This is a genomic window from Myxacorys chilensis (genome assembly GCF_059505265.1).
This window is the reverse complement of record NZ_JCACKG010000232.1, coordinates 13,068-39,884: the sequence shown is the minus strand read 5'-3', so window position 1 is coordinate 39,884 and position 26,817 is coordinate 13,068. Positions and strand designations below refer to the sequence as shown.

The window sequence follows — 26,817 nt, the reverse complement described above, 5'->3', positions numbered from 1 at the left end:
GAACTCCAGGCTCAGAACGCGGAACTTCGCCTTCGGATCCTCATGCTTCAAGCTCAGAGCACGGAACTTCGCTTTCCGAGCCTTATGCTTCAAGCCTAGAACGCGGAACTCCAGGCTCAGAACGCGGAACTTCGCCTTCGGATCCTCATGCTTCAAGCTCGGAAGGCGGAACTTCAGGCTCAGAACCCGAGCCTTCGGCTTCAACTCCCCAAAATTGTCTCTCTGACCTTTGCGGCTGTAGCAGGAGCAAGCAGTACTCCATTTCGATAGTGTCCTGTTGCCAACAAAATGTGGGGATGACCTGGAAGCGTCTCAATGATTGGAGCAGGCCGACCCTGAGGACGAGGACGCACCCCGTACCATGTGCGAATTGTCTCAGCTTGAGCGATCGCAGGACAAAATGCGATCGCTTGATCCATCACAGCCTCAAACATCGCGCCATCTGGCGGTAAGGACAAGCCTGCTTCTGTTGGAAATTCTACCGTCGCGCCGATCCAATACTCCGTCTCGCTCAATGGAACAAGGTGAACATCATTTCCGCTGATCACGGGCAAGGTGCAATTAGCGCAGAGCGGTTCTTTCAATCGAATCTCAATCGCTTGACCCAGCACAGGTCGAATATCAACCGGAGTTGCTAACGCAGCGGTTAGCGCCGTAGATCCCAATCCCGCCGAAACAATGAAGTAATCGCTGGCAATATCTCCGTTTGAGGTCTGCACGCTTTGATCCGTTGCGCCCCTAACGCTCGTATTAAACTTGAACGTTGCTCCATTGAGTTTCGCTGCCTTGATGAGCGCGCGAGTCAACGCAACAGGATTCACTTGACGATCGTGGGGAGAATAAACGGCTGCCGAAACCTGATCAAGATTGAGAAACGGGAACTGTTGCTGCAAGCGATCGCGCTGCCAAATCTCCAGCGTCCACCCTTGTTGCTCTCGAATCCCGACCAACCGCTCCCAAACTGACAAATCCGACTCAAACTGGAGCATCACAATACCTTGACGGTTAAACGGAATCGCTAGTCCAGTCAGCGCTTCCAACTCTGGAACCGTCCGTTCGTAATACTGGATGCCAGCTAGCCGCATCCGTAAGTTATTGCCCTTTTCTTTCTTGCTAATCGCGCCCATCAACACGCCGAGTGCCGCCCCTGTAGCGCTTGGACAAACACTCAAATCGGGTTCAACAGGTGCAGGCTGCTGATCCACAACCGTCACGTCTAAGTCTGATTTGCTCAACTCATATGCGATCGTAGCGCCAACAATGCCACATCCCGCGATCGTTACTTTCGCCATAGTTTAAAAGAGATGCAGGATATGTCCCCATACCCTACACCCCAGTCACAATTTAACTCTTGGGCAACAACTGCTCAAACGTATCCAAATCTTTCAGCATTTCATTGTAGTAGCGAGACGCCAACGTAAAATCTCTCGTCGATGCCGCTTGGTCAATTCTGACGAGATCATTCGCGATATCCTTGGCAAGCTGGCGCGCTTGTTTCTGAGCATCTGGTAACAAATTCCGCGCAACACTGCTCAGCTTAACTCGCAGTTCCCCCAATGGGCCGTGAATGAAATTACGAGTAAAAATGTCATCTTTCTGATCGATGAGCGTCTTGAGTTCAGGAAAGCGATCGCGCATCTCGGTCACGTCGCTCATCGAGGTTTGAATCTCTTCAAGTTGCTGAGGGGTGTACGTCAGTTTCTTAATCGTCTTTGCCGCTGCCGGATCGCTAAAACAAATAAACAGAACGGCGACGATCGCTAGAACTGAAGCCAAAATAGATCGATAGTTTGCCATAACACTCGTGATTGACGAATCTGAATTCTTGAGTTAATTGTCTTGTAAAGAAGTGTATCTCAAAACGTGAACGGTACAAGAAGGAGCAGATGGGAGTTTTTAGACCAGCTATACCCGGCTCAAGCGGTCGGTACGGCTTGGCTTAGATTAGGATTTAAGAACGAATAGAAGCGGTTAGGATATGATGCTGTCTTTCAAGCAGTTAGCGCTCGGTGTTTCTCTTTTAGCGGTCGGAGGTGGAGCGGGGTTAGTTGCTAATAGCTATCTTAGCGATCGCACCGCAAAGCAGCCATTAACCTTTCAGCTTGCGCCCTCAAGTCCGGTCTCCGTCGCAGGCAACCAGGCCACAGACGCCACCTTTATTTCTAATGCCGTCGATCGCGTAGGACCCGCTGTGGTACGCATCAACGCCACCCGCCGAGTTGTCAGCGACGCCCCAGAAGCATTCCGCAATCCTGTGTTTAAGCGATTTTTTGGAGAGCAGCTACCCGCTCCCGAAGATCGGGTAGAACGGGGTACAGGCTCAGGATTCATCTTGACGGCAGATGGTCGGCTCGTCACCAATGCCCACGTGGTAGAAGGGGCAGATACGGTCGAAGTGACGCTAAAAGATGGGCGCTCGTTTACCGGAAAAGTCCTCGGAATCGACCCCGTAACCGATGTTGCCGCCATTAAAATCGAGTCGAGCAGTTTACCCACGGTGGTATTGGGTAAATCAGCAACCGTTAGCCCGGGGCAGTGGGCGATCGCGATTGGTAATCCGCTCGGACTCGATAACACCGTGACAGCAGGCATTATCAGTGCCAAAAATCGCTCCAGCAGTCAAGTCGGCGTGCCCGATAAGCGAGTCAGCTTTATTCAAACCGATGCAGCCATTAATCCGGGCAATTCGGGTGGCCCCTTGCTGAACGATCGCGGCGAAGTCATTGGCATCAATACCGCAATTCGGGCGGATGCTCAAGGATTAGGGTTTGCCATTCCGATCGAAACAGCGCAGCGAGCGTTCGAGCAACTCTTTAGCAAAGGGCGGGTTGAGCATCCGTTCTTAGGAATTCAGATGGTTGACCTGACGCCAAGCCTCCGCAAAGAGCTAGAGCGAGAGTCAGCATCAGATGTAAAAGTCAATCAAGATCGCGGCGTTCTAGTAGCCAGAGTGGCTGAGAACTCTCCAGCCGCCCAAGGGGGTTTACGACCCGGCGACATCATTCAAAAAATTGGCGGAACGGCTGTTCAAACGGCTTCTGATGTCCAAGCTCGTGTAGAAGCCAGCAATATCGGGACCGCATTGGAAGTCGAAGTCAAACGGAACAATCAAATTCAAACCGTTCAAGTCCGTCCGGGAGCTTATCCCACTAAATGAGATACACCATGAGCTACATCGATTTGAGATGAGCTACATCGACTTGAAATAAAATTTAGAGATCCTCATCGATAGAGCCATCTAACTCCATACGCTGCTCCATCTGACGGAGAAAGTAGCCAGTTAGCATTGCAGAGGCGAGCAACCCAGCGAGGTTTTCGCGATCGGTGCTAATTTTGACGCTAAATCCTTCTGCGGGCAAAACGCCCACTAACCCTTGCACATTGTGGGAAATAATTTGCTTTACTTGAGGGCTAACTGAGCGAGCCACCCGTTCTAAAACTTCTGGTGGCTGATGCTGGAGATACCGCAATAGGGCGTTTGCATCTGCTGCATCTACATTGTTATGAAGAAAATTCGCGCTGTCGGAGTTAAATACCATTAGGTTCTTTAAGAAAGATATCCGATCATTTTGGCATTTCTTCCACAATTCGCCCACTGTGTTTCAGGAGAGGTTGAAAAATGGATGAAATAAATCTCTTTTTGAAGGAACGATGAATATAATTGTGCGATTAGCGGAAGGCGCAACTCCTTAGGAATCGCGGGTTGCTAGACAACAAACTGCTATAAACAATGAGGAAAAATAATGTTTATTTGCATTCTCTTGCTCTAGCAGGATGGGTGGCTAAACATTTCATGCCAGTGGTGAGCAATGTCAATGCGACGGCATAACCAGACGCGATCGCGCTGCTGCACATAGTCTAAAAATCGTGCTAACGCGGCTGCCCGTCCAGGTCTTCCGGCTAATCGACAGTGCAGCCCCACACTCATCATTTTTGGAGCCGTCTCGCCCTCCGCGTACAGTAGATCAAAGGCATCCCGTAGGTAGGCAAAAAACTGATCACCAGAGTTGAAGCCCTGATTGGTGGCGAACCGCATGTCATTGTTATCTAACGTGTAAGGAATCACGAGATGGGGTTTGCCAAAGTCATGAGTCCAATAGGGCAAATCATCGGCATAGCTGTCTGAATCGTAAAGAAAGCCGCCTTCCTCGATCACCAGTTGACGCGTGTGCTGGCTATTGCGTCCGGTATACCAACCTAGAGGACGGCTGCCCGTGACCCGCGTGTGAATATTGATCGCGCTCCGCAAATGCGATCGCTCTGCTTCGGCTGAAAAGTATTTATAGTCAATCCAGCGATAACCGTGACTAGCGATTTCCCATTGGGCTTCGAGCATTGCTGCAACCGCTTCTGGATGGCGTTCTAGCGCCATAGCAACACCGTAAACCGTGACTGGAATTCCTCGCTCGGTAAACAGCCGATGCAATCGCCAAAACCCAGCGCGGCTACCGTACTCGTAACACGACTCCATATTCATGTGACGCATGCCTAGAAGCGGTTCTGCGCCCACAATCTCTGAAAGAAATGCTTCTGACGCTTGATCGCCATGAAGCGTGCAGGCTTCGCCGCCTTCTTCGTAGTTGATCACAAACTGAACGGCAATTCGCGCCTGATCTTTCCAGCGCGGGTCAAACGAATCGCGTCCGTAACCGATCAAATCTCTGGGATACGTCATTTGCTGAGAGAGTAAATTATGACTGAGAATAATTTACCCGAATGACTTGTTGATTTAGAAAGACAACCAGATCTTTGACGGTAGAAAGAGCATAAGGATCAAAGCAATCGTGAATGTCTATGCCAAAGCGATCGCGGAAGTCGTCGCATAGCGTGCATTCCCAATCGAACCAGCACACTAACGATAAGTGAAGATCGCTAGAGAGTTGATCGCTCGGCAAAACTTGCGAAAACGGCAACCCGGAATACTCTTCCATCTGATCATAGACGAAGGCGGCAACATCTTTTGACACACCCAGCCGCCTCCAAAAGCAGGTATACCACTCCTCAAAACTTCGAGGGGAGCGCGATCGTAGGGTCTGATCGATCTGTCGCCTTAAGCCCAAATCAGGGCTCATATCGGAATAGGTTCTCAAACTGAGAAAGACGTTTTTCAGCTTTCGCCACATGGCTGTTGTAGTCGGTAGAGTGAATTCTCCTCAGCTTCTCTCAGTATTCCCTCCGAGACGCTGATCTCTCCTTCCCTCATCATGGCTTATTGAGTCACGCTGAGGCAGGATGAGTAAAGCAGTTCCAAACGCGGCTTCTGTCTGAGATGCGGTCTGAACGGGAACACGACACTGATAAGCGCGAATGGCAGTCCAAGTTGAGTTCTGCGCTCCTCCTCCAGCCGTAAAAATTTGCCGTAGCGGGGTCGCGCCCAAAGATTCTAGCAGGGTGTAGCCCTGCATCTCAATGCGAGCGATGCTTTGTAATAAACCGTGCAAAAACTTGACACGATCGCTAGGATGGGGTTCTAGTCTCGGTAACAGCTGTGGATCGTTGATTGGAAACCGCTCTCCCGGCTTTAGTAGCGGGTAGTAGTCTAATGGACTCTCTGGTTGAGGTGAAATTTGCCCACTTAGTTCTAAAATTTCTTCGTCTGAGAAAAAGTGTTTTAGTACGGCTCCGCCTGTGTTGGACGCGCCGCCCACCAGCCAAAGATTTCCCAAACGATGGCTGTAGATGCCGTGATGTTTATTTTCGAGACGGGTCTGACTCAGTAGCTTCAAAACAAGCGTCGAGCCAAGCGACGTAACTGCGTCTCCAGGCGTTGTGGCTTGACTGGCTAGAAATGCCGCAATGCTATCGGTGGTTCCCGCATGAATGCAGCAACTGTGAGGAATGCTGAACTGATTCGCGATATCGGGAAGAATGGGCGCGATCGCTTTTCCTGGTTCCACTACCTCCGGCAGCATTGGCAGATCTAACCAATCGGGATAGCGTAACTTCTCTACGTCGTATCCCAGTTTCAGGCTGTTGTGATAGTCGCTGATGCCAAGTTGTCCGTGTAGTAAAAAGGCTAACCAGTCCGCTTGGTGTAAGAAATAGTGGGCTGCATTAAAGTTGTCTAAATACTGACGCCACCAAACTAGTTTTGCCAAGCTAGAGGTCGCACTCAGAACTGTGTGATCTGGAGGGGCGATCGTGGCAACGCGATCGAGAACTTGCTTGCCGCGATCGTCGTGATACAGCAGTGGTTCTGTGATAGGTTGCCCCTTGCGATCGCACAGCAGAACGGTGGCTGAGGTTCCGTTAATGGCAATTCCTTGGAGACGCGATCGCACGGTTTGGGGGAGTTGTGCCAGCAACTTAAACAGGACACTTTGCCAATGGTCTGCTAAATTTTGTCGTGCAGAATCTGCAAAGCGATTGCTCACCTGAGCTTGAATTTCTTGATCAGCAGTGATGGCGATCGCCCGTGCGCCAGAAGTTCCAAAATCGATACCGAGATAACAATCCATAAAAGAACGTAACGTAGAACCAATCTCTATCCAATCTCTAACTTAAGTATGAAGTGGCGATCGCAATTCTCCTTTTTTACTGGAGAGATTATCTAGAGGTCGCACGATGGGAACTCAAGAAACTGTTCAAACGCCGACTTTACGAGAACTCGGCAAAACCGGAAAGATGGTTTTCTCGATTGGATTAGGCGCAATGCCAATGTCCATTAGCAGCAGGCCTCCCGAAGACCAAGCGATCGCAACTATTCATAAAGCCTTGGATTTGGGCGTCACGTTGATCGATACCGCCGATTCTTACTGCATGGATGAATCAGACAAACACCATAACGAACGCCTGATTGGGAAAGCGCTGCAAAAATACTCAGGAGATTTGAGCCGGGTTATGGTGGCGACAAAGGGAGGTTTAATGCGGCCCAACGGCACTTGGGCACGCAACGGTAATCCGGATCATTTACGTCAAACAATTCGAGAAAGTTTTGAGGCGCTGGGTGGCAAAAAGCCGATCGATCTCTGGCAGTACCATGCGCCTGATCCAAACTATACGATCGCAGAGTCTCTTCAGCCTGTTAAAGAAGCTGTTGCAGAAGGACTCATTCGCTATGTCGGCGTCTCCAACTTCTCGGTCGATCAGATTAAGCAAGCGCGAGAAGTCGTTGACGTAGTTTCGGTGCAGAATCAATATAATCCGTGGCATCGTGATCCTGAGTTTGACGGTGTGCTGAACTATTGCGAAGCAGAAGGGCTGAGCTTTTTGCCGTGGAGTCCGCTCGGTGGAAGTAGGCGAGTGCAGCAGCTAAGTAGCGTAGAAGCGGTTGCGAATCTTGCCCGTGATAAAGGCATTTCTGTTTATAGCCTCGTTCTCGCCTGGATGCTGTCAAAATCATCTAGCATTATTCCGATTCCGGGAGCGAGTAAACCCGGAAGCATTGCGGACTCAGTGACAGCGACACAAGTCAGATTTACCGAAGCCGAGATTGGACTACTAGACGATATGAATTCGTAGGTTGTCATTCGGAGTTGAAGTTCGTAGTTGAGAAGTTCGTAGTTGAAGAGAGATCAGAGGCAACCCGACTGCTTTGGGCAAACTAAGCTGACTCTAGTTTGTAGAGCGTTTAGACATCTGCTCAAAAACGTCTGACTCATTCAATTACGAATTACTTTTTATGTTTAGTGCGATCGAACTTCTGATTGATGCCTTTGTGCAGCAGCTTCAAGCAGGTTATCGGCGGACATATGGCAACTACAAATCGAACTACGCTGATATCCTGGCTTGGGCGGGCAACATGGCGCTGGAAAATATCGCCAATAGCGATGCGCTCTACCATGATGTCGAACACACAATTCTAGTTACATTAGTTGGGCAGGAAATTCTGCGGGGCAGACACATTCGAGATGGCGGCGTGTCCTGTGAAGATTGGTTGCACTTCATTATTTCGTTGACGTGTCATGACATTGGCTATGTCAAAGGGGTTTGCCGCAGCGATCGCGATGGCTTTTACGCCACCGGAATTAATGGAGGCCGAGTAACGCTCCCCTTGGGTGCCAGTGACGCTAGTTTGACGCCCTATCATGTCGATCGCGGCAAGTTGTTCATCGACGATCGCTTCAAAGATCACGCCTTGATTGATGCTCAGACGATCAAACGCAACATTGAACTCACGCGCTTTCCTGTCCCCAAGGCGGAAGATCACAAAGATACGGTGTACTACCCTGGACTCGTGCGAGCCGCTGATTTGATCGGACAGTTGAGCGACTCACGGTATCTCAAGAAAATCACTGCTCTGTATTATGAATTTGAAGAAACAGGGGTAAACCAGGCTCTTGGCTATCAGAACCCGTCTGATCTTCGTAAAAACTATCCAAAATTCTTCTGGAACGGCGTTCATCCCTACATTCAAGATGCCTTGCATTATCTCAACTTAACGCAGCAGGGGCAGCAAATCGTTGCGAACCTTTATGCCAATGTATTTGTTGTTGAACACGAGTGAGTAACAAAACCTAACATTCTTCTTTACAAAACTCAATAAATATCTTAAGCTATGTAAAGAAATTAAGAAAACGTTGGAGCAACCCATGAAAAGCGGCGCAATCATAGATGAGCAAGGCAAGCTAAATAACTTCGCGATCGAGCCACGCATGTACGTGACCGACCAACCTCAGTTTGGGTTCACGCCGAAAGCCGAATTGCTCAACGGTCGCCTTGCCATGATTGGGTTTGTTTCTTTGCTCGTCTTAGAAGCGTTCACCGGACAGGGAGTACTTGGATTTTTAATGAACCTGTAATGAGTCCGTAGTGCAACGGTACAGTTCAAATTTTCTAGTCAAGGAACATAGTTTAGAGTAGAAACTTTCGGGAATGGTGGTTCCTGAACGCTTCTACTCTAATTTTTTTGCTAGTTCGCTAGGGATCATGATCGCGATAACGGCACTCTGCTTTAAGGCTGGATGCGCTTAGGATTGGTATCTTCAATTGCAATCGGTTGTAGGGGCAACGCCATTCGAGACGCAATTGACTCAGGATTGTAGCTGACCCAAAGGAGCGAGCCTCCCAATAGTGCGATCGCGCTGACTAACGTTCCTGTTAACCATCTGACTTGTGTGTGCAACTGTCGAATTTCGTGTTGATAATGATGGATTTGAGTCGCTAGTTCAGGCGGCTCGTGCGGGGTTATCGCGATTTCTTTGGAGGTGCGCCCAGCGCTGATTGCTCGCACCTCTGGAGTAGAGACCGTGACGTCTTGAGTGATAGTTGTTTTTTGAAATGTTTCTTCAAACGCAACTTGCGATCGCAACCATTGCGTAATTAACTGAGGACAATTTTTATGAGACCACCGAACCGCAAAAATTCTAAACACAGGCTTAGACATTTTCGCGATCGGCTCTACTATCCCTCGAATGGGACGACAACGAATTTTTTGCTTAATTAGATTTTTAGAACCAACATCATACAGGTCATCTAGAATCAGTCGAAGTGTAGTTTCCTCATGCTTAAACAAATGCTGTAACAGCAGATGAATTTCACGCATTCGCTCTTCTTCTAAAGCCATTTTCTGGATTATGTGTGATGAGGTCTGAGAACGTTGATTCACCATTTTTTGTTAAAGGATCTGTTTAAAGAGGGGTAACGGCAATTCCTTCAGAGTTTTACTCTAATAGTCATCGTAAGCCTTACTCCTACCTAAATACGCTCATCCGAACGATAGGTTTTATTCACCGTTTTTTGTAGTGCCAGCAGTAAATTCAATAGGATTGAATCTAATACTAAAGTTAGATTCATGTTGTTTTGTTTGTCTTCGATGCCTAACCGAAACAACTTTAATTTACAGATAGATTGTTATTTGAATTACTGCTTTTGTTAGATGAGTGCAGCTTACCTTGACACTACGATGTAAGCATTAAGATGCTTCTTGATCAACAACTGCGCGCAAAGGCGGTAGCAGTTGACTCTATTTAAACTGGCTTAAATTAGCTGTGGTTTAGGAGATAACTTGCTTAATATCAGCTAGGCAAAATTAGAAAATGGTTAAGTGACTACTATGGCAAATTTACAAAATCAACGGCAAGACGTTTGGAGTCCTGAGCGGCGTCAGCGACGAAGTTTGTCTCATTTATTTGGAATGATTGGCGCAGCGCTTATCTTTATGGGAATTCCAAAGACAGACGCGTTTCGATGGATCTTTATCGGTTTAGGAACAGCGTCTATTGCGGCAACTCGTGCTCTTTTAGTAAACAACTCATCTCAGTAGGGCTGCTCCTTGTGACTGTTCTCTAGAATTTGCTGTGCAGTGTTCCCAAAGCGAGAGAGGGATTGGGAAATGATAATTTACATCTGCATTAGCAATATCAATCATTCTACATGGCAACATCGGATACACAGTAAGGCCCAATGCATTTGAATCTGCTACAAACAATAGGAGCGAAAACGCTTAAAACTCTCTTTCTTTCTACAGGAGGGAAAGTGCTTAAAACTCTTGCTCTTTCTACCCAAGATGCAGGAAAGGAGCAAGCTGGAAAGATTGCACAGAGAACAAGAGAGAAGGCAACCGATATCGCTGAAGAAACCATCTCAACGGCAGTTGATCAAGCCCTCAATGTGATAGAAATGGCGAGTCAACAAATCAGAGCGCGAGAAATTCCGACTCAGAATGTTCAGCTTGAGGTCAGCGTTAACGTTGCGAGTTTGGTGGAACTAAAGATAAAAGTAGATGTGCCTGAAGAGGGCGATTTGCAAAAGATCATCGTTGATGTCAATCGAGATGCAACACTGGCAGAACTGCTAGAGCGATGCCCTTAGCACAGCAAAGCTGGTCGCAGTGATACTGAAATTAATTTCATAAAGTGCTGGTTGCTCAGAGCAATGTTGTCAATGCTAAATAGAGCTGAAAAGCCGTCTATGGGTAGACGATAAATGAGAACGTGTCCTGCTAGGGTATGACCGTTAGTTAGATCTGCCTAATGATAGACGCAGGCTCTTAAACGATGTCTCAATTCCCCCCTCCTGAGCAAACCCCCTCTTCCTTCTATCGCTATTTACTACGCCTGCTTACTAGTCGCACCGCGATCGCACTCAGCACAATTCTGCTCCTCTCTGTTGCAGGGGGCGCTTGGTGGGCGTGGGTCTGGATTCATCAACAGTTAGCTCCTCTAATTCAACGTAACCTCACGGAATTGCTAAGTAGACCCGTCGCACTAGGAAAGGTTGAGCAAGTTTCGTTTACCGGAATCCGCTTTGGAGCGTCGTCTGTTCCGGCAACGCCTACCGATGCTGATCGCCTCACCACTAAAGCGGTCGAGGTAGAATTTTCACTGTTGCAACTGCTGTTGAGTCGAACGTTGGAACTGAACGTCACGCTCGATCAACCTGATGCTTATGTTGACCAAACAAAAGACGGAACCTGGATTTCCACAACCATCAAGACACAAGAAGAATCAGGTCCGATTAAAACTGATTTGCAGTCGATTCGGATTCGCCAAGGCAATGCTGTTTTGCAGCCCTTTCCTGATCCTCGAATTCCCAAACGTGCAATTGCGATCAATCAACTTGATGGAGTGGTTCGACTATCAGAGCAAAATCAGCGCTTTCGGTATGATGCCCGTGGTCAAATCGCGAAAGGCGGCACAATTGATTTGTCAGGAGAGACGCTCCCTCAGTCTAGGCACACCGATTTGAGCCTGCAAGCCCGGAGTGTACTGGCAACAGACATCACTCGATTGGTGAAGCTGCCCGTCGCGCTGCAAGCGGGTCGCGTCGATGGCGACTTGACGGCTCAACTGCGCCCAAACCAGAATCCATCGCTTTCAGGAACAGCAACGTTAGATGATGTCACTCTAGAAGTTGAAAGGCTACCGCAACGGTTTGTCAATACAAAAGGGCAACTGACGTTTCGAGGAACCACGATCGCGCTGAACAATGTTCGCTCTCGGTTTGGTAGTGTTCCGGCTCTAGCCAATGGCACGATCGATACAGAAAAGGGCTACAACGTCTCTGCTAAGGTGCAATCGACGACGGCAGACGACGTGATTAAAACCCTCAAGCTAACCTCACCTGTTCCCGTTAAGGGAACATTTCAAGCCGATCTCAAACTTCAGGGAGAACTCGAAAAACCAGTTCTGAATGGAACCGTCCGCACAATTCGCGCTGCTCGGATTGATCGCGTTGATTTTGCGTCAATTAGCAGTAACTTTCAACTCAAAACCGCAGGCACGCCCAGCGTTGCTTTTTCTAACGTTCGAGCCGTGCCTCAAGCGGGCGGTCTAATCACAGGCGACGGGAGAGTTTTGCTCACTCAACAGCCGAATATTGCCTTTAGTGGACGGGCAAGCAACATACCAGGAGACGCGATCGCGAACCTCTACACCAATAATTCAGCAATCACCATTGGTACTGTGGATGCGATCGCATCTGTTTCTGGCTCTCCCAATGATTTACAAACAACCGTACGGTTTGAAGCCCCGCAAGCTACTTACCCCGGAAGAGGCGAAGTTGTGATTGCGGGTCAGCAAGTTCGCCTACAAAATTCAACGTTTCAAGTTGCAGGTGGAACTGTTGCCGCAACAGGTCAACTGGTCAACGGACAGTTCCAAGTGTCGGCGGATGCAGCAGGAGTGGCGTTAAATCGGTTTGCTCAGAATTTGCGGGGACAGGTGAGCGGCAATGTGCAGCTATCGGGCAACACAAATTCGTTAAACTCGGAGGGCATTCGGGCAGACGGGCGCGCGCGCCTTTCGACAGGCGGCACGATCGCGGCAACGGGTCGATTACTGAACGGACAGTTCCAGGCATCGGTGAATACAGCCGGGGTCGCGCTCAATCAGTTTTCTCAAGATCTGCGGGGACGACTAAGCGGCAACGTGCAGCTATCCGGCAATACAGATGCGCTCACTCTAGCTGACGTTCGGGCAGCCGGGCGAGTGCGCTTTTCAGAAGGATTGGCCGTCGTTAAAGATCCGTTAACGGCTCAGTTTCGGTGGAATGGTCAGCAGGTGCAGGTTGAAGAAGCCACTGCCCCAGGATTGGTAGCGCGGGGAACGGTAGGAGTACAGACGCAAGGCGCACCTCAAATTAGTGCACTCAATCTAGATGTTCAGGCCAGCGGTTTCGATATTCGAGATTTCGCTTCTAGTCTGCCAACTAACGTAGCGCTAGTAGGACAAGCCGATTTTAACGGACGGGTGACGGGCACACCTAGCGCTCCCAATGCCATCGGTGATCTGCGACTGCGGAATCTTAATGTCAATGGATTAGCCTTCGATCCAGTATTGGCAGGGAACTTAGCCTATCGCGCTAAACAACGCACTGAGCTACAGCTTTCAGGTCAACGCATTGCTGGCACTCAAGACCAGATTGTGGTGTCACTCAACGCGAACAATCGTCCCACGTCGTTCTTTATCAAGCGAGAGCAAACGATCGCACGAGGACGGACAGCGGGCGAAACACTCCTAGCAGATTTGCAGAATGTTCCGGTCTCTTTACTACGTCAGGTGGCTCCCCAAGCAGCAGGAGCCTTAGCATCGGCTGCTGGCAATCTATCGGGCAATGTTGCGGTTAATCTGAACACCTTGAATGCTGAAGGGACGGTTGCGATCGCAAACCCTCGATTCGGCAGAATTGCCGGAGACGAATTTCGAGGACAATTCAGCTTTATCAATGGAGTCGCTCGGCTTTCAGGCGGAGAGTTACGCCGAGGGGAGAGTATCATTGCGCTCAACGGCACTACTCAAACTACAGGAGATCAGCCTGTTCAATTCCAAATTAGTTTCAATGATGAAAATATTCAAACGCTGCTGCAAACGCTGAGTATCTCTCAGCTAAGCGATATTGCAACGGGATTGAAATCACCCGAGTCAGGACAAGCCGCCGATCTCCAACCCCTCGATCAAATTCAACTGGCAAATACCTCACTAGATACGAAACTGCAAAAATTAGCACAGGTTCAGCGTCAAATTGCTCAGCAGCGCCGCCAACCTGAAGTGGCTACACTGCCATCTCTAGCAGAATTACAAGGCGATCTGAGCGGCGCAATTAACATTAGCGGCTCGCTACAACGTGGATTAGCGTTCAACTTTAATGTGCGTGGCTCAGATATCGATTGGGGCAAGTACGACATCAAGACTTTGGTTGCTCAAGGCAATTTTGCCAATGGCGTGCTAGACGTTTCCCCGGTGCGACTCGATATCAACGACGGTACACTCGCCTTTAGTGGAAGAGTGGGAGATACTCTAAACGGACAACTGCGCGTTAGCAACCTGCCGCTAGAGTTAGCTCAACCGTTTCTCAGACAACTACCCGTTAATTTAGCAGGTCGATTAAACGCAACGACAACGCTATCGGGAAGTTTAGATAATCCCAGCGCTAATGGTGTGCTAAACATTCTCAATGGAAGGGTAAATGAGCAGCCGATTCAGCAAGCCAACCTGAATTTCCAGTATGGTGATGCTCGGCTGCGGTTTGATAGCGACATCTTCTTAACCGAAACGGAACCCTTAAGCGTTGCAGGTACTATTCCGATCGCGCTGCCATTTTCATCTGTTCAACCCACCACCGATCAAATTCAACTCCAAGCTAGGTTAAAAGACGGCGGATTTGCTTTGCTTAATCTATTCACAGATCAAGTAGCGTGGGTCGATGGCGCGGGACAGCTCAATGTTGATGTAGCAGGAACACTAAGCCGACCTGTGATTCAAGGAACGGTTGCCGTTCAGAATGCTACTGTTCGCGCTTCAGCACTACCGCGATCGCTGACGAATGTCACTGGAGTCGCTCGATTTAACGGCGATCGCGTGACTGTCGAAACGCTGCAAGCTCAATTCGATCAACAGCCTCTCACAGCGCAGGGCATTCTACCTATTTTTGCAGCAACAAGTGCAGTCGAAGCGGCTGCCGCAGATCCACTTACCGTTGCCTTGAATGATATAAGGCTCAATGTAACTGATCTTTACACAGGTGACGTAGGCGGAAATGTGGTTGTGACAGGAACCGCATTTCGACCCACACTGGGCGGTACAATTCGTCTCAGTAATGGAGAAGCAAACGTTGGCGCACAGGCGGGTAGAACTACAACGACCGCAAATGCAACCGAAACATCATCGTCAGCGTCATCAGCAACATCATCGAACTTAAATGAAGGAATTGATCAAAGCTCCATCACGCTTCCAGATTCAGCGCCAACGCCAGCTACAACGCCTACGGCTGGTGCATCTCCATCAGCCCCGATCGCATTCAACAATTTGCAAATCGTTCTTGCTAATGGTGTGCGCGTCACGAGTCCGCCCTTGGTCAGCTTTACTTCTGAAGGAACAATCACATTAAATGGAACCCTTGCAAAACCACGTCCTGAGGGCACTGTGCGTTTAACTGGAGGGCAAGTCAACCTCTTCACAACGCAGTTTCGACTGGAACGAAATTACCAACACACCGCTCAATTTACCCCTGCTAATGGACTCGATCCTGTTCTCGATGTGCAACTATTTGCATTAGTTCCGGAGACCACAGGCAGCCGTTTACCACGCTCACGTCAATCTAGTGAGATCGCAGACAGCCCATTTGCAGACGAATTGGCAACTTCGATCGGAACCCTACGCACCATTCGAGTTCAGGCAAAAGCCACTGGGCCTGCTAGCCAATTGTCTAAGAATTTGGCGCTTACAAGTTCGCCAGCCCGAAGCAGGACTGAAATTTTAGCGCTGGTGGGCGGAGGGTTGATCGATACGATCGGACAAGCAGGCACGACAGTTGGCATTGCCAACATTGCCAGCACAGCCTTGTCGAATGAATTGCAGGGAACAATTACGCAACTCGGGCAAGCGATCGGGTTAAGCGAGTTGCGAATTTTTCCGACGGTTGTAAATGCCACCAAGGCTCGTTCCTCAACGCTAAGTTTGGCGGCAGAAGCGATCGTTGATGTAAGTGGTGATTTCTCGGTGTCTCTATCACGAGTTTTTGCGAGTGACGAACCCCTGCGCTACGGGGTAGTCTATCGGATCAATGATGAAACGCTTGTTCGAGGTTCAACAGATCTCGCTGGAGATAGCCGTGCTGTGGTTGAATATCAGACGAGATTTTAGAAGCTCAAATTCAGCATCAAAGATGACAATTTGGCAAGCTGTAGAAGGAAGTGTCTGATTGCTCTGTTTTATGCTGAAGCCCGATCAGCCGATCAATCATCACCTCCTAGACGATGATTGATCTGAATCAGGAAGTGATTCGTAGAATCGACAGCCGTCTTAATTTCCTAGCCGCATTGTGGATCGGCGCGATCGTTCGCTCTGTAGAAGAGCAGAAGATCAGCTTGCAAGCGAGAATATGTACACTCGCCAAATTCCTGAATAGATGTCTGTAGTACTACTGCTTAAACGCTAAACAAGATCCACATCCTAACTCGGCTGTTTCAGTAAAAGATAGATTTAAGACTAGCAAAATCTTGCGACGATTGAGCGCATCTACCTTCAGATACATGAATGCCTAAAAATTATTACTCCATTGCTAAGAGCTTCATTGTTCCTTTACAAAAAAATTAGAAGTTTGAAGGAATGATGAGGTAATTCTGCGGTAATTACGGTGGCCGAAATACCTCTTGTAGAATACGTACAAGTAATTCGTCCGATCTGCTCACTGCTCAAGATCTAAGATTTATGCCTTTATTAGATTTACTACGATCGGCTCTTCCCGCACATACGCAGCAAACGCTGCTGAAGGGTAGGCTGTTCGTAGACTCTAAACGGGTAGTGCAGAATGTTGCAGCCGTGCGAATCCCTGGAGGCTTGACTCCCCCATAAATAGCTGCCTCGCTTCATTCCTCCTAACCTTGACTCGGTTGTTGGATTTTTAAGTGCAGCCATCCGATTTCTCTCAAAGGCTTTAGATTGCCGTTTGAGTTGAAAGATTTAAACTTTGCTAAAGCATTGGTTCGTCGCCTGCAAATCTTTTCACAAGAGCTAGTTCGAGCTGCCAACACTCTATATTAGGCAGCAGCGTTTTTTCTTAATGTCAAACAGTTACTTGTTGCATTGATTTATCTAGATCAAATCTGTCTTAGTACCGATTGAACCTAGCGTCTTAATACTTCAAACTACCATTGCAGCATTAACTTTTTTGCATTTCTAAAAGCGTAGAATTAGCTATCTAAAGCTTTGTACGGTAGCGTTTCAATTATCTTCTCCAGTGCGATGGCTTCGCTGCTGCTTCAAGCATTGATTTGATTGAAAAAGCAAAGCTCCTTGTTAAATGTAAGACGACGTTCGAGCAGTCTGATCTGCGTTGAGACGTTCTTAAAATTGTCAGGAAAATTCAGATGATTACACTTCAGCCTCTCGTTAGCTTAGGACTCACAGTACGAAACGGCGGATATATATTTCAAACGATGCTTGATTCGATTTTGTCACAACGGTTTCAAAATTTTGAACTCATTGTTTTAGATAATGCTTCAACCGATCAAACAGAAGAAATTGGTAGAAGCTACGCCTCAAAAGATGCTCGAATCCGGTATTACCGACACACAGAAGCGCAGCAAGAACTCTCAAATCGCAATCGCATTCTGAAGCTAGCAACTGGAGCTTACTTCAAGTTCATCACATTTGAGGAAGCTGTTGTTCCTCATTTTTTAGAACACTATGTTGAACTGATGAACAACTCAAGGGGCGCATTTTTGGAGAATTGCTTTAGTGGCGTTTACAGTCGCAGATGTGACAATCTCCAGATTGATCGATCGCCTCGGTTCCCGCTGTTAGAGGAAGCTCCAGAAACACCGTTGCTGTCAGTGAATGATTTTATGTGGCAGCAAGATCCGCAAGAATGGCTCTCTGAGAAATTAAGCAAATCTGATGAATAAAGAATAGTTTCTCAAGTGCTAGATGGTGCAAATTTAGACAGGACAAATTCACATCACTATTATTACTATTGATGGCTTATGAATGTTTAACCTCTTGTTCACGTCGACATTTCAATTTAGGTAACAAATCAAGCTTAAGTTAAGCATAAAAATTAGCGAATTTTAGTTCCACAGTAGTTCCGCTTCGCCAGTGTGTTTAGCGGTTAAGTAACAATTGAACGAATTTAGATAAACCAGGGAGTATTAGTACTAATGAGCCGTAAAATCACGTTTTCCTTAATTCAAAAGTACGGAAAAGAATATTTGCTGACAGGAATTTTCGGAGCGATTCCGAGTCCGATTGGAAGCGCGATTAGAAATTTAATTTATCCTGCTATTTTCAAAAAAGTTGGGAAATCGGTCACCATTCAGACTGGTGTTCAGTTTATTGGCATCGACACCATTGAAATTGGCGATCGCGTCCGAGTGTATCGTGGCTCTTATATCAGTAATAAAGGCAATCGGATTCGTCTCAAGGATGGTGCCTCGCTCGATCAGGGCGTTCAGATTAGAGCTTACGATCATGAGGGGGGAGGCATTGAAATTGGTGAGGAAACTTACATTGGTCCCTATGTCTGCATTGCTGGGCCTGGCTCCATCAAAATTGGCAGGGATTGCATGATTGCTTCCAACTCATCGATATATGCTAACAATCACGTTTTTTCTGATCCCGACACACCATTCCGACTTCAGGGATTAACGTGCAAAGGAATTGAAATTGAGGATGACTGTTGGATAGGAACGGGGGTGAGAGTGTTAGATGGGGTCAAAATTGGCAGAGGCAGCGTGATTGGAGCAGGGGCTGTGGTGACTCGCGATATTCCGCCCTACTCGATCGCGATGGGTGTGCCTGCGAGAGTGACGGGCAAACGCGAGCACTCGAAAGTCGAACGGCTACAGGCGGTCTCCTATTAGTAACGAGGACGCCTTAATAACGAAGACAACGCCTCTGAGGAAACGAAGAACTGCTTCGCAGCAAGAATTCATGGAATCTCATCAATGTTTTCACGAGTTAGTGGATAACCAGAGTGTAATGTTTGAAGTTCGGCGCGTAGGGCTGTGATTTCAGCAGTCAACTGAGTAATGGCACTTGCTCCTGCAAGTTCTGCGTCTGGATCTTTAGCATCGCGATCGACAAAAAAGGTCGCGATCGTTGCTGTGACATACCCAAACACAGCAAAAGCATAGAGCGCTAGGATAAAGCACAATACTCGCCCTTCTGCGGTTTGTGGCGAGTAGTCTGATCCCATCGTCGTCATTAGCATCGCCGTCCACCACAGCGCAGACCCGTAGTCAGTGATGCCCGAATTGGCAACCTCACCTTCAAAGGCATACATTCCTGCTGCGCCTGTTAGTGTGATGATTGCCGTTAGTCCAACAACGTAGCTAAATCCACGTCGCTGCATACTCGCCGCGAGTGCCCGCATACCTCGATTGGTTCGAGTCATCACGCCCAGCAACCGCAAGCCTCGCACCGCTCGTGCAGTCTGCAACACTCGCAGCACTCGGACAATTCGGAATATCCGCAAGGCAGGAAGGAGCAGTGAAATTGCGGTGAGCCAGTTCTGACGTAAGTAACTGAACTTGCGGGGCGCAAGCAACACCTTGAGTCCAAAATCTGCGATGAAAATCATCCAGACTGCGATCCCCAGCGTTTCTAGAAGCGGATTCAGTCCCCCAATCAATTCAATGGTGAATAACGCTAACCAAAGAAAGCTCAACACTAAAAGCGGGGTTTCAAGCCAGTCTTCTAACTGCTGGAGAATCTCGCGCCGCTCTTGATCCACCGCCAACTGAGTCTCCGATCGCAGCGTCTGCTTTCGAGACGAATCGCTCATAACTCTAAATTGCTCCGAATCATCTCGTCCGCATTACACTTTTCTTCGATCGCCTTCAAGACTTCTGCTTCGCGCGGAGATATCGTTCCGCTACTTTGGGCGATGTGACGGCACTGCGCTAATAAAGGAACCGCAAAGTCGCAGTTGAGTTGATCTACTAAGGTAATTAACGGTTGCGGAGCTTTAATATTTGCCGCGATCGCATTTAAAGAATTCTGCTCTAGCTGCATTTTTTGCAGGTCGGGCAAAATATCATCCCAAGTCTTTTCTGGGTAACTTGCCAAAATCATGTGAACTAGAATTTGATCCATGATCGCCTGTTGCGCGATCGCTACTGTCAAATACTGCTCAGTCTGTTGCTCAATTGCTTTCAGTGCTTCGGTACTAGGTTCTTCCGCTCCATCTCGAAGTTTAGCTTCATAGAATCGGCTCGCGGCATAGCCCAATGAATAGAGCATTGTTGCGTTTGTACTCGCGCCAATCATCGCGCCTGCAAGCGGAATGTTACGGAGGAATCCTAATCCGGCTTTTAGCGCCCTGCCGCCGCCAACAGCTAGACCAAAAATGGCTAAAACTTCGCCTCTACGAGTCGAGTCCTTCAAATCTAATCCGTACGCGGCGGCAATTTCATAGACCAACTCAGTTTGCAACGCTGTAGTTGCGGCTAGATCAAGCGCTAAAAGGGCAACTGCAAACCCAGGCAAAAGGCTAGTGACAAAGCCTGAACTTCCTGCTTTCAGAGCCTTTTTCACCATCAATCGATGCGTGATTTGGCTGGGAGATTCATTCGGATACTTTTGCTGGAGTTCTTTTACCCTAGCTTCTGCTTTCGTCGTATCCACGCGATCGCTAATTCCGACCAGCCAATCGAGCTTTAGAACTCCCGCTAATCGTCTGACCACCGGATTTCTGAGCAAGGGTAGCTGTCCAACAAAGTTGACGGCTTGTCCAGCTCTTCCAGTGGCGTTACCAATCCAGCGCACGGCCTGCTTGGGGACAGTTCCGCCCAACCATAGAGCAAGACTAACTGCTCCTTTTCCGGTTTTGAATACGGTTTCCGTTATTTTCCCAATTTGTCCAGACTCGCTCTTCTGCACCTTTGGACGTGAGGGTTGCTGCAATTGATCTTTAGCCATAGCCAATACCGATGATTGTATTTCCAGTGTAGGAACTAATGATCGATCGCTGATATCACTGTGGACATAAATGCATCGGTAGAATGCCTATCTGTACTCATGGCATGAGCCTAAACTGATCAGCAAAATTAGAAGGTTGGTGCAATAAAATCAACTCTTCAGTAAGGCTGTAACACTTACTTTAAAGGCAACCAACACCTCAGTAATTTTAGTAGCTGAAGTGACGAAAGAAGAAATGAAGCTGCTCTATTTCCACTTGTAGTCATCCTAAAGTTATACCTAAGGTCACAGGAAAATTACAGATCCGCTCACTAATTTCTACCATTTGGTGGAGAACATTGACCAGAAAAAGCGGTAATTTCCGATTACACATTTTAGCCAGGCGGATTGTTATGCAGGGGAAACGCTCTATGGTCATATCACGTCGATTTGTTGTTGGAGCGCCTTTACTAGGTATCGGATTACTCTCAGGCGCGATCGCGATGGTTTCGTACAATCCTCATCCGGTTGCTGCTCAGGGCAAAGCAGCAAACTTTCCAGATACCAAAAATTACTGGGCACAACCGTTTATTGCTGCATTGGCAGAGCGTAACATCGTTACGGGCTATCCCGACGGAACCTACCGCCCCAATCAAACCGTCGATCGCGATGAGTTCGCGGCGATTGTCCGGAAAGCCTTTTCTCAGCAGCGCGATCGCCAAATTCCGAGTGGCAGCGCCTTTAAGGATGTGCCTAAAGGAAATTGGGCAGCCCCTGCGATCGAAGAAGCCTACGAAACTGGCTTTATGAGCGGCTACCCAAGCGGTAATTTCCGTCCTCAGCAGCCTGTGAGCCGTGTTGAAGCGTTAGTCTCTCTGGCGCGAAACTTGTCGCTAAAAGACGAATCGGCAGCAAACCGAACTCCTGCGGCTGCCGCGATCGCAGCCAATAAAGCCCAAGCGAAGCCCACCGCCGCTCAACCGAGCAATCGCCCCGCTCGACGACAAATCGTGTTGCCTTTTGCTGCTCTTGCGCTGATGCAACCTTTTGTGACGCCCCGCTCGGCTCAAGCTGCTCCTGCCAGTGCTCCCTCAGCTTCAACACCAGTCAATCAAAAGTCTGCGGCTAGGAATTCAGCAAACACCCAGCAATCTGCTGCTATTTTGAAGCAATATTACACAGATGCCAATCGAATTCCCAAATATGCGGTCAGTAGTGTTGCAGAAGCAACTCGCTCTGGCATTGTGGTCAATTATCCTAATCGTAAAGTTCTCAACCCAACTCAACCTGCAACACGGGGTGAAATTGCTGCTTTCATGCACCAAGCGTTGGTAGACAGTGGCAAGATTCAGCCGCTTCCGCAGAATCAAGCTGCCGCAAAATATGTTGTGAGACCTGAAGCGAATTAGCGGTTTCCGTTTTTCTAATCATTAGTCCCTCAGAAGGTGCCCTCACCTCAAATTCCTCTTCCAGTCTTGAGAGGTTGTAGCTCGTGTTTGCCAAGAAATCTCCGGTTGACTGAAGATCGGAGAATACGCTGTTGTTGGGTTCTTAGCTAATTGGCACTCAAGCAGAGCGGGAGTGTTTATCTTTCCCACGCCAGTTCAAGCTATTTTGATTCAGTTGGCGAATGTATTCATCAGGCTGATCGATCATTGATTGTGCGATCGCAATGGCTTTCTCTAGCTGCTCTTGGCTCAGTTGTTTGTAAGCAGGCTGCTTGCGGTTCAGAACCTCATACCAACAGCAACCAAATAGGTTATCCAACACAATCCGCTGGAAGCAGTGATTAGACCGAACCGGAAGCTTTCTTTCGTTTGCTAGAGCGGGGAGGGTCTGATTGGTTAGTTCGAGATACTGGTTGCGTAGCAGGGTCAGATTGTCCATGGTTGGGCGTTGAGGGCAACGGATATTCGGTACGGTTATTCTGTTTGTGCCAGTCGGCAGCTTTTTGACGGATTTGCTTTAGTTCTTCGTCAGAAATACGCTCTAGGTTTCGTAGAATCAGCGACATACGGGGGTTGTTGCTCAATTTTTCGCGGTTGCGATCGAGGAAATCCCAGAAAAAGAAATTGAATGGGCAGGCGTTTTCGGAGGTGCGATCGCGCACGTTATAAACACACTGCTTACAATAGTTGCTCATGTTGTTGACGTAATTAGCAGATGCCGCATAAGGCTTCGAGGCCATCAAACCGCCATCTGCATATTGACCCATGCCAATCACATTGGCCTGCATCACCCAGTCATATCCATCGATGAATGCTAAGTGAAACCAATCTTGCAACTCTTGTGGTGATACTCCAGCAATCAGTGAGAAGTTATTTAGAACCATGAGACGCTGAATATGATGAGCATAACCAATTTCTTTAACCTGCTTAATCGTGTGATGTAAGCAGTTCATATCGGTTTCACCCGTGAAGTAAAATCCTGGTAACGGTTGGTTGTGATTGAAAAAGTTACGCTGTGGATAGTCTGCTCCCATATGAATATAAATGCCGTGCATATACTCACGCCAACCTAAAATTTGTCGAATAAATCCTTCAATGCTATTTAAGTCATAATCGTCTGGATGCTCACGGTAGGCTTGCTCTGCCGCTTCGATCGCTTCGCTTGGATGAATCAATCCAATATTGAGATAAGGTGAAAGCATGGCGTGCCATAAGGTCTGCTCGCCCATCAGCATCGCATCTTGATAAGGACCAAAATTAGAGAGCCGAGTTTGGATAAAAAATTGCAGGACTTGCAGCGCTTGTTTGCGAGTTACGCCCCAACGAAACGGCTCGATCTGCCAGTACTTTTGGCTGTCTGCAAAGATTGGTGATTGTTTGATCCAATCGATTATTTCTTGAGTAATATCGTCAGGTTCAAACCAAAGCGCTTCAGGAATCGTAAGTTTTCCTTTGGGTGGCTTACGGTTCTCGCGATCGTAGTTCCACCGTCCGCCCATAGGCTGGTCGTTTATCATTAACACGTCATATCGATGGCGTCCTTCGCGGTAAAAATCTTCCATAATCAACCGCTTGCGAGATGTTGCCCAGTCGCTGAAAGACTGGTCGCTCCAGATAAAGCGATTGCTAGGAGTGAGGGTTACGTCACAGGGAAGATCTAGGCTCTGGATCAAGTTAGCAAACGGTCGATCCGTTGGCGTCATGATCCGCAGTTCGGTAATTTGATGATGTTCGATCCACGCTAAAAGCGGCGTTTGAAAATCGGGCGAAATCTTGTACGTCACTGTCCAGCCGTCTTGCTCTAACTCTTTAGCAAAGTGCCGCATTGCTGACCACACGAGTACCAACTTTTGCAGATGATACGGCAGTTCTTGAGCGTGAGCCATTGATTCGATGAAAATGACTGGCGTATTTTCTTTGCGATCGCACTGACTCTCCAGCGCGGTTTGCCCTGACCAAAGCTGATCGCCCAATACCCAAACGCCAACTGTCATGCTGTTTCCTAGCTCTTAACTTATCGTAATAGTGTAAGTTAAGAAGCGTCTAGTCGTCTGTCTCAGGAAACAGTTATTAAGCTCTTGGTGCAAACATGATAATGAATACACTGAGCAATGCTAATGCTGCACCAAGGAGATCGTAACGATCGAGTCTTACGCCGTCAATTTTCCATCCCCACAGCATTGCCATAACGATGAATACTCCTCCATAAGCCGCATAGACGCGCCCAAAATTTGCAGGTTGAAGCGTTGCGATTACGCCATAGAGTGACAGTGCGATCGCGCCTAACGCGCCCCACCAAAGCGGCTTTCCATCTCGCAACCAAAGCCAAACGAGATAGCCGCCACCAATTTCAAATACTCCTGCCCACAGAAAGTAGAGTAAAGACTTGATCAGTTGCATTGAGTTTTATTTGAACTTGCGATCGTCGTTTATAACATTAAGATCCGCTTCATTACAGAGTAGAAATTGTGTGAGCTTTAATCTCATCGGGACAAACTTCAGGTGTGAATCGGTAAATGAATTTCTATTCGAGAAACGGGGAAAAACTGATGTTTCAGATGGTCAAGGAGAGCGCATGAGATTGATTGCGACAGAGATGACGGTCGCATCACCAATCCAGAGATTCTCCACAGGCTTCATACTTTCAGTGGTTCGATCATAAAACTCTGACGAAGAGCGGTCGTTGTGGTACGTGAGCGCGATTTGGTGAAGCCCCAGTTTGAGACCAGAAATTAGCACGCCACCATCTCCTCAATTAATAAACAACTTTAGAGGGTGCTCAATCTCCCAGCGCACCGATGAATAAGCAAGTTCAGGATTAACTGACTTCAGAAAACGTCTCCACCAACGAGTCATCCACCCCAACTCATACCCTTCCACAAAGAGCCTCAGGCTTGCGCGGTGAGCATCGAGCCACGTTTCTCCAGATAAGATGGTAGGAAAGTCACGTTCAGATGGTGAGAGAGGACGCATATAAGGAGGAGGGTTCTGAGTAACTGAGCCATCTGCGTTAACAAGAGTACAATTCAGTGTGTCGAAGAGATTTACGCGAATGGGGGCAGATGTATTGTTCTTAATCCGCAGTCCAACCTGAAACTGAAGTGGCTCAAACATGAGCGCAGGTGAGACTTGCAAAACCTCTTGCGAGACAAAGCCCTGAAATTGCAAACCATCGCTTTCGACGCTGCTGCTAAAGTCCAACGATTCCATCAGCGAAGCCTCCTCAAGTGGATGATTAAGTGACTGCGATCGCCAATTCAGTAATTCCGTTCATCAATCGAGTAACTGAGATCGCCCAACAACCACCGCTTAACTGTCTATCTCTCCAGCGCTTCTAATACCGTCTTTGGCAACAACTGATCTTTAAACCAAACAATCCGTGCGGGTGTATCTGCTATTTTCACGCCTGCCTTCTCCAGGTTGAGGCGTTCCGATACCGCCAACACCAAATCATCGCGCCCCGATTGGCGCACCTGAGAGAACTTCTTCTTGAGATATTCCGGTCGCCAGTAGCCCACAATTTCCAGCAAAAAGGTGCGACCGTCTGGATGCACCACCCGAAAATCAGGAATCATCACACTCCCTGGAATCGGAATCAAATCCACTTCCCGTTCAAGTCGCCATTCGGTTTTCGTCTTGCTCCAACGCTCCACAAAACCTTCTTCCAACATGCTGTCGTAGGTTTTGCCAGGAGGATAGTGACTGACCAATCCGCATTCCGAATCGAGAGCGAAGCGTCCCTGACGAGTTTTACCAGAGTAGCTGTCGTTCATCTGTAGCTGAGCAGAAATGCTCCATTTCGTGACGTGGAGCAGAGCAGGCAGCAGCTTAGCGATCGCGAGTCCATACCGCGTTGAAGGCTTAAACAAACTCGTCGGACCATCGATCGTGAGGGTAAATCCGTGATCCGCGTCGCCTTCGATATACGTCATGAGTTGAAATAATTTGACGTAGCGAAACAGGAGTTTATACTGTCCCGGATCATTGCGATGTGCGTTGATCGTCATGTGACTCGCACGATAGAACACGCCTTGAACTTGCGATAAGTTATAGCGATGAATCAACGCTTCAGACGTTGGCGCTTCAAAATCCACCAAAATTTGATTGTCCGGCAGATCGGCGTAAAGTCCCAATTTGACTTGTTCGAGCAACACTTCACGTCCGAGTTCTTGACCCAGCAAATCCGCTACCTTCTCTAGCGTCATTTGAGTCGCAGTTGGGCTAGGAACCGTTTGAGAAGACAGCGCAAAGACGCGATCTCGCAACATCGGCGGATCGAGCGGACTAATCGTTTCAAACGTGCTAAATGAACCATTCAATAGATGAGCGAGCCCGCGTTTAATTCGGTAGTCCGTTTCTTCGCCTTCAAGCTCTAAAAGCTGCCGACTCAGTTCACCTTTGCTCTTGCCTTTGGCATCTCGAAACAACGCAATCACATCATCTGCGATCGCGAGCGTTTGCGAATCGAGTTTGAGCCGCTTAGGAACCAATTCTTCTCCGCTAAAGCGGTGCATCAGTAAATCAGTCGGCAACATAGGCAGTGTTTTGACTTGGGTTAATGCCTGCGTAGTGCTTTGCGCAACTCCAAAGGA

General features: G+C 48.1%; 26 protein-coding genes. 10 read left to right on the top strand and 16 right to left on the bottom strand.

The features are described 5' to 3' along the window. The 3 genes from AC5JLB_RS23745 to psbQ form a co-directional block, all read right to left on the bottom strand. Nucleotides 1-204: hypothetical protein (locus AC5JLB_RS23745; RefSeq protein ID WP_495876299.1), on the bottom strand; the 204-nt coding region annotated here is incomplete at its 3' end. Further along, nucleotides 201-1,292, bottom strand: coding sequence for an NAD(P)/FAD-dependent oxidoreductase (locus tag AC5JLB_RS23740; RefSeq protein ID WP_495876298.1), 1,092 nt, complete (start codon nt 1,290-1,292; stop codon nt 201-203). The genes AC5JLB_RS23745 and AC5JLB_RS23740, both read right to left, overlap by 4 nt. A gap of 52 nt (nt 1,293-1,344) precedes the next feature. Further along, complete coding sequence (psbQ, locus tag AC5JLB_RS23735) at nt 1,345-1,797, bottom strand: photosystem II protein PsbQ (protein ID WP_495876297.1); 453 nt, start codon at nt 1,795-1,797, stop codon at nt 1,345-1,347. A 181-nt stretch (nt 1,798-1,978) separates the two neighbouring features. Here psbQ and AC5JLB_RS23730 point away from each other — a divergent pair, with 181 nt between their 5' ends. Then, the gene (locus AC5JLB_RS23730) at nt 1,979-3,157 is read left to right on the top strand and encodes an HhoA/HhoB/HtrA family serine endopeptidase (RefSeq protein ID WP_495876296.1); all 1,179 of its coding nucleotides are present in this window, start codon (nt 1,979-1,981) and stop codon (nt 3,155-3,157) included. 55 nt (nt 3,158-3,212) lie between these two features. On the opposite strand, the gene AC5JLB_RS23725 is transcribed toward AC5JLB_RS23730, so the two are convergent. The 4 genes from AC5JLB_RS23725 to AC5JLB_RS23710 all read right to left on the bottom strand — a co-directional run bounded on the left by AC5JLB_RS23725 (nt 3,213) and on the right by AC5JLB_RS23710 (nt 6,458). Beyond that, a complete protein-coding gene (locus AC5JLB_RS23725; protein WP_495696456.1) occupies nt 3,213-3,539 on the bottom strand; it encodes a DUF760 domain-containing protein in 327 nt (108 codons plus the stop codon). A gap of 227 nt (nt 3,540-3,766) precedes the next feature. Further along, nucleotides 3,767-4,675, bottom strand: coding sequence for an allantoinase PuuE (gene puuE / locus AC5JLB_RS23720; RefSeq protein ID WP_495876295.1), 909 nt, complete (start codon nt 4,673-4,675; stop codon nt 3,767-3,769). 16 nt (nt 4,676-4,691) lie between these two features. After that, nucleotides 4,692-5,123, bottom strand: a complete 432-nt coding sequence (locus tag AC5JLB_RS23715; protein ID WP_495876294.1) for a hypothetical protein — start codon at nt 5,121-5,123, stop codon at nt 4,692-4,694. A 30-nt stretch (nt 5,124-5,153) separates the two neighbouring features. Then, nucleotides 5,154-6,458, bottom strand: a complete 1,305-nt coding sequence (locus AC5JLB_RS23710) for an FGGY-family carbohydrate kinase (protein WP_495876293.1) — start codon at nt 6,456-6,458, stop codon at nt 5,154-5,156. A gap of 106 nt (nt 6,459-6,564) precedes the next feature. On the opposite strand from AC5JLB_RS23710, the gene AC5JLB_RS23705 reads away from it, so the two are divergent. From AC5JLB_RS23705 to AC5JLB_RS23695, 3 genes are all read left to right on the top strand, one after another. Next, entirely contained in the window at nt 6,565-7,461 is an 897-nt protein-coding gene (locus AC5JLB_RS23705; protein WP_495876292.1) for an aldo/keto reductase, read from the top strand. Nucleotides 7,462-7,621: 160 nt separating this feature from the next. Next, entirely contained in the window at nt 7,622-8,446 is an 825-nt protein-coding gene (locus AC5JLB_RS23700; protein ID WP_495876291.1) for an Npun_R2479 family HD domain-containing metalloprotein, read from the top strand. Between the two features lie 85 nt (nt 8,447-8,531). Then, on the top strand, nt 8,532-8,741 hold the full coding sequence (locus AC5JLB_RS23695) for a high light inducible protein (protein ID WP_495876290.1): 210 nt from the start codon (nt 8,532-8,534) through the stop codon (nt 8,739-8,741). 152 nt (nt 8,742-8,893) lie between these two features. Here the strand turns inward: AC5JLB_RS23695 and AC5JLB_RS23690 are convergent, their stop codons facing one another. Continuing rightward, complete coding sequence (locus tag AC5JLB_RS23690; RefSeq protein ID WP_495876289.1) at nt 8,894-9,505, bottom strand: hypothetical protein; 612 nt, start codon at nt 9,503-9,505, stop codon at nt 8,894-8,896. Between the two features lie 489 nt (nt 9,506-9,994). Between AC5JLB_RS23690 and AC5JLB_RS23685 the strand changes: the two genes are divergently transcribed. The 5 genes from AC5JLB_RS23685 (at nt 9,995) to AC5JLB_RS23665 (ending at nt 18,739) form a co-directional block, all read left to right on the top strand. Continuing rightward, entirely contained in the window at nt 9,995-10,204 is a 210-nt protein-coding gene (locus AC5JLB_RS23685; protein ID WP_495876288.1) for a hypothetical protein, read from the top strand. 212 nt (nt 10,205-10,416) lie between these two features. Further along, on the top strand, nt 10,417-10,752 hold the full coding sequence (locus AC5JLB_RS23680; protein ID WP_495876287.1) for a hypothetical protein: 336 nt from the start codon (nt 10,417-10,419) through the stop codon (nt 10,750-10,752). A gap of 185 nt (nt 10,753-10,937) precedes the next feature. Beyond that, nucleotides 10,938-16,022, top strand: a complete 5,085-nt coding sequence (locus AC5JLB_RS23675) for a translocation/assembly module TamB domain-containing protein (RefSeq protein ID WP_495876286.1) — start codon at nt 10,938-10,940, stop codon at nt 16,020-16,022. A gap of 1,226 nt (nt 16,023-17,248) precedes the next feature. Next, a complete protein-coding gene (locus tag AC5JLB_RS23670) occupies nt 17,249-17,785 on the top strand; it encodes a glycosyltransferase family 2 protein (protein WP_495876285.1) in 537 nt (178 codons plus the stop codon). Between the two features lie 252 nt (nt 17,786-18,037). Further along, nucleotides 18,038-18,739 carry an acyltransferase gene (locus AC5JLB_RS23665; RefSeq protein ID WP_495876284.1) on the top strand — a complete coding sequence of 234 codons (702 nt, stop codon included), beginning with the start codon at nt 18,038-18,040 and terminating at the stop codon, nt 18,737-18,739. 68 nt (nt 18,740-18,807) lie between these two features. Here the strand turns inward: AC5JLB_RS23665 and AC5JLB_RS23660 are convergent, their stop codons facing one another. Both AC5JLB_RS23660 and AC5JLB_RS23655 read right to left on the bottom strand, forming a co-directional pair. After that, a complete protein-coding gene (locus AC5JLB_RS23660) occupies nt 18,808-19,662 on the bottom strand; it encodes a potassium channel family protein (RefSeq protein ID WP_495876283.1) in 855 nt (284 codons plus the stop codon). Next, the gene (locus AC5JLB_RS23655) at nt 19,659-20,798 is read right to left on the bottom strand and encodes a hypothetical protein (RefSeq protein ID WP_495876282.1); all 1,140 of its coding nucleotides are present in this window, start codon (nt 20,796-20,798) and stop codon (nt 19,659-19,661) included. Before AC5JLB_RS23655 ends, AC5JLB_RS23660 begins: the two co-directional genes overlap by 4 nt. Before the next feature lie 410 nt (nt 20,799-21,208). Between AC5JLB_RS23655 and AC5JLB_RS23650 the strand changes: the two genes are divergently transcribed. Next, nucleotides 21,209-22,186, top strand: coding sequence for an S-layer homology domain-containing protein (locus tag AC5JLB_RS23650; protein ID WP_495876281.1), 978 nt, complete (start codon nt 21,209-21,211; stop codon nt 22,184-22,186). A 157-nt stretch (nt 22,187-22,343) separates the two neighbouring features. On the opposite strand, the gene AC5JLB_RS23645 is transcribed toward AC5JLB_RS23650, so the two are convergent. From AC5JLB_RS23645 to AC5JLB_RS23620, 6 genes are all read right to left on the bottom strand, one after another. After that, nucleotides 22,344-22,544 (bottom strand): hypothetical protein, encoded by a 201-nt coding sequence (locus AC5JLB_RS23645; RefSeq protein WP_495876280.1) that lies wholly within the window; start codon nt 22,542-22,544, stop codon nt 22,344-22,346. Nucleotides 22,545-22,566: 22 nt separating this feature from the next. Further along, nucleotides 22,567-24,219 carry a cryptochrome/photolyase family protein gene (locus tag AC5JLB_RS23640; RefSeq protein WP_495876279.1) on the bottom strand — a complete coding sequence of 551 codons (1,653 nt, stop codon included), beginning with the start codon at nt 24,217-24,219 and terminating at the stop codon, nt 22,567-22,569. Between the two features lie 76 nt (nt 24,220-24,295). Next, nucleotides 24,296-24,625: a YnfA family protein gene (locus AC5JLB_RS23635; RefSeq protein ID WP_495876278.1), complete on the bottom strand. Its 330-nt coding sequence runs from the start codon at nt 24,623-24,625 to the stop codon at nt 24,296-24,298. 162 nt (nt 24,626-24,787) lie between these two features. Then, entirely contained in the window at nt 24,788-24,964 is a 177-nt protein-coding gene (locus AC5JLB_RS23630) for a hypothetical protein (RefSeq protein ID WP_495876277.1), read from the bottom strand. A gap of 12 nt (nt 24,965-24,976) precedes the next feature. Beyond that, a complete protein-coding gene (locus AC5JLB_RS23625) occupies nt 24,977-25,435 on the bottom strand; it encodes a hypothetical protein (protein ID WP_495876276.1) in 459 nt (152 codons plus the stop codon). A 107-nt stretch (nt 25,436-25,542) separates the two neighbouring features. Continuing rightward, nucleotides 25,543-26,760 carry a DUF790 family protein gene (locus tag AC5JLB_RS23620; RefSeq protein ID WP_495876275.1) on the bottom strand — a complete coding sequence of 406 codons (1,218 nt, stop codon included), beginning with the start codon at nt 26,758-26,760 and terminating at the stop codon, nt 25,543-25,545. Nucleotides 26,761-26,817: the final 57 nt, after the last annotated feature.

What these genes read in the sequence shown, in the direction of transcription:
- AC5JLB_RS23700 (WP_495876291.1), top strand. Translation starts at nt 7,622, where the DNA reads ATGTTTAGTGCGATCGAACTTCTGATTGATGCCTTTGTGCAGCAGCTT.
- AC5JLB_RS23715 (WP_495876294.1), bottom strand. Translation starts at nt 5,123, where the DNA reads ATGTGGCGAAAGCTGAAAAACGTCTTTCTCAGTTTGAGAACCTATTCC.
- AC5JLB_RS23665 (WP_495876284.1), top strand. Translation starts at nt 18,038, where the DNA reads ATGAGCCGTAAAATCACGTTTTCCTTAATTCAAAAGTACGGAAAAGAA.
- AC5JLB_RS23620 (WP_495876275.1), bottom strand. Translation starts at nt 26,760, where the DNA reads ATGTTGCCGACTGATTTACTGATGCACCGCTTTAGCGGAGAAGAATTG.
- puuE (WP_495876295.1), bottom strand. Translation starts at nt 4,675, where the DNA reads ATGACGTATCCCAGAGATTTGATCGGTTACGGACGCGATTCGTTTGAC.
- AC5JLB_RS23640 (WP_495876279.1), bottom strand. Translation starts at nt 24,219, where the DNA reads ATGACAGTTGGCGTTTGGGTATTGGGCGATCAGCTTTGGTCAGGGCAA.
- AC5JLB_RS23710 (WP_495876293.1), bottom strand. Translation starts at nt 6,458, where the DNA reads ATGGATTGTTATCTCGGTATCGATTTTGGAACTTCTGGCGCACGGGCG.
- AC5JLB_RS23695 (WP_495876290.1), top strand. Translation starts at nt 8,532, where the DNA reads ATGAAAAGCGGCGCAATCATAGATGAGCAAGGCAAGCTAAATAACTTC.
- AC5JLB_RS23740 (WP_495876298.1), bottom strand. Translation starts at nt 1,292, where the DNA reads ATGGCGAAAGTAACGATCGCGGGATGTGGCATTGTTGGCGCTACGATC.
- AC5JLB_RS23670 (WP_495876285.1), top strand. Translation starts at nt 17,249, where the DNA reads ATGATTACACTTCAGCCTCTCGTTAGCTTAGGACTCACAGTACGAAAC.
- AC5JLB_RS23635 (WP_495876278.1), bottom strand. Translation starts at nt 24,625, where the DNA reads ATGCAACTGATCAAGTCTTTACTCTACTTTCTGTGGGCAGGAGTATTT.
- AC5JLB_RS23650 (WP_495876281.1), top strand. Translation starts at nt 21,209, where the DNA reads ATGGTCATATCACGTCGATTTGTTGTTGGAGCGCCTTTACTAGGTATC.
- psbQ (WP_495876297.1), bottom strand. Translation starts at nt 1,797, where the DNA reads ATGGCAAACTATCGATCTATTTTGGCTTCAGTTCTAGCGATCGTCGCC.
- AC5JLB_RS23725 (WP_495696456.1), bottom strand. Translation starts at nt 3,539, where the DNA reads ATGGTATTTAACTCCGACAGCGCGAATTTTCTTCATAACAATGTAGAT.
- AC5JLB_RS23625 (WP_495876276.1), bottom strand. Translation starts at nt 25,435, where the DNA reads ATGGAATCGTTGGACTTTAGCAGCAGCGTCGAAAGCGATGGTTTGCAA.
- AC5JLB_RS23730 (WP_495876296.1), top strand. Translation starts at nt 1,979, where the DNA reads ATGATGCTGTCTTTCAAGCAGTTAGCGCTCGGTGTTTCTCTTTTAGCG.
- AC5JLB_RS23675 (WP_495876286.1), top strand. Translation starts at nt 10,938, where the DNA reads ATGTCTCAATTCCCCCCTCCTGAGCAAACCCCCTCTTCCTTCTATCGC.
- AC5JLB_RS23660 (WP_495876283.1), bottom strand. Translation starts at nt 19,662, where the DNA reads ATGAGCGATTCGTCTCGAAAGCAGACGCTGCGATCGGAGACTCAGTTG.
- AC5JLB_RS23655 (WP_495876282.1), bottom strand. Translation starts at nt 20,798, where the DNA reads ATGGCTAAAGATCAATTGCAGCAACCCTCACGTCCAAAGGTGCAGAAG.
- AC5JLB_RS23705 (WP_495876292.1), top strand. Translation starts at nt 6,565, where the DNA reads ATGGGAACTCAAGAAACTGTTCAAACGCCGACTTTACGAGAACTCGGC.
- AC5JLB_RS23685 (WP_495876288.1), top strand. Translation starts at nt 9,995, where the DNA reads ATGGCAAATTTACAAAATCAACGGCAAGACGTTTGGAGTCCTGAGCGG.
- AC5JLB_RS23690 (WP_495876289.1), bottom strand. Translation starts at nt 9,505, where the DNA reads ATGGCTTTAGAAGAAGAGCGAATGCGTGAAATTCATCTGCTGTTACAG.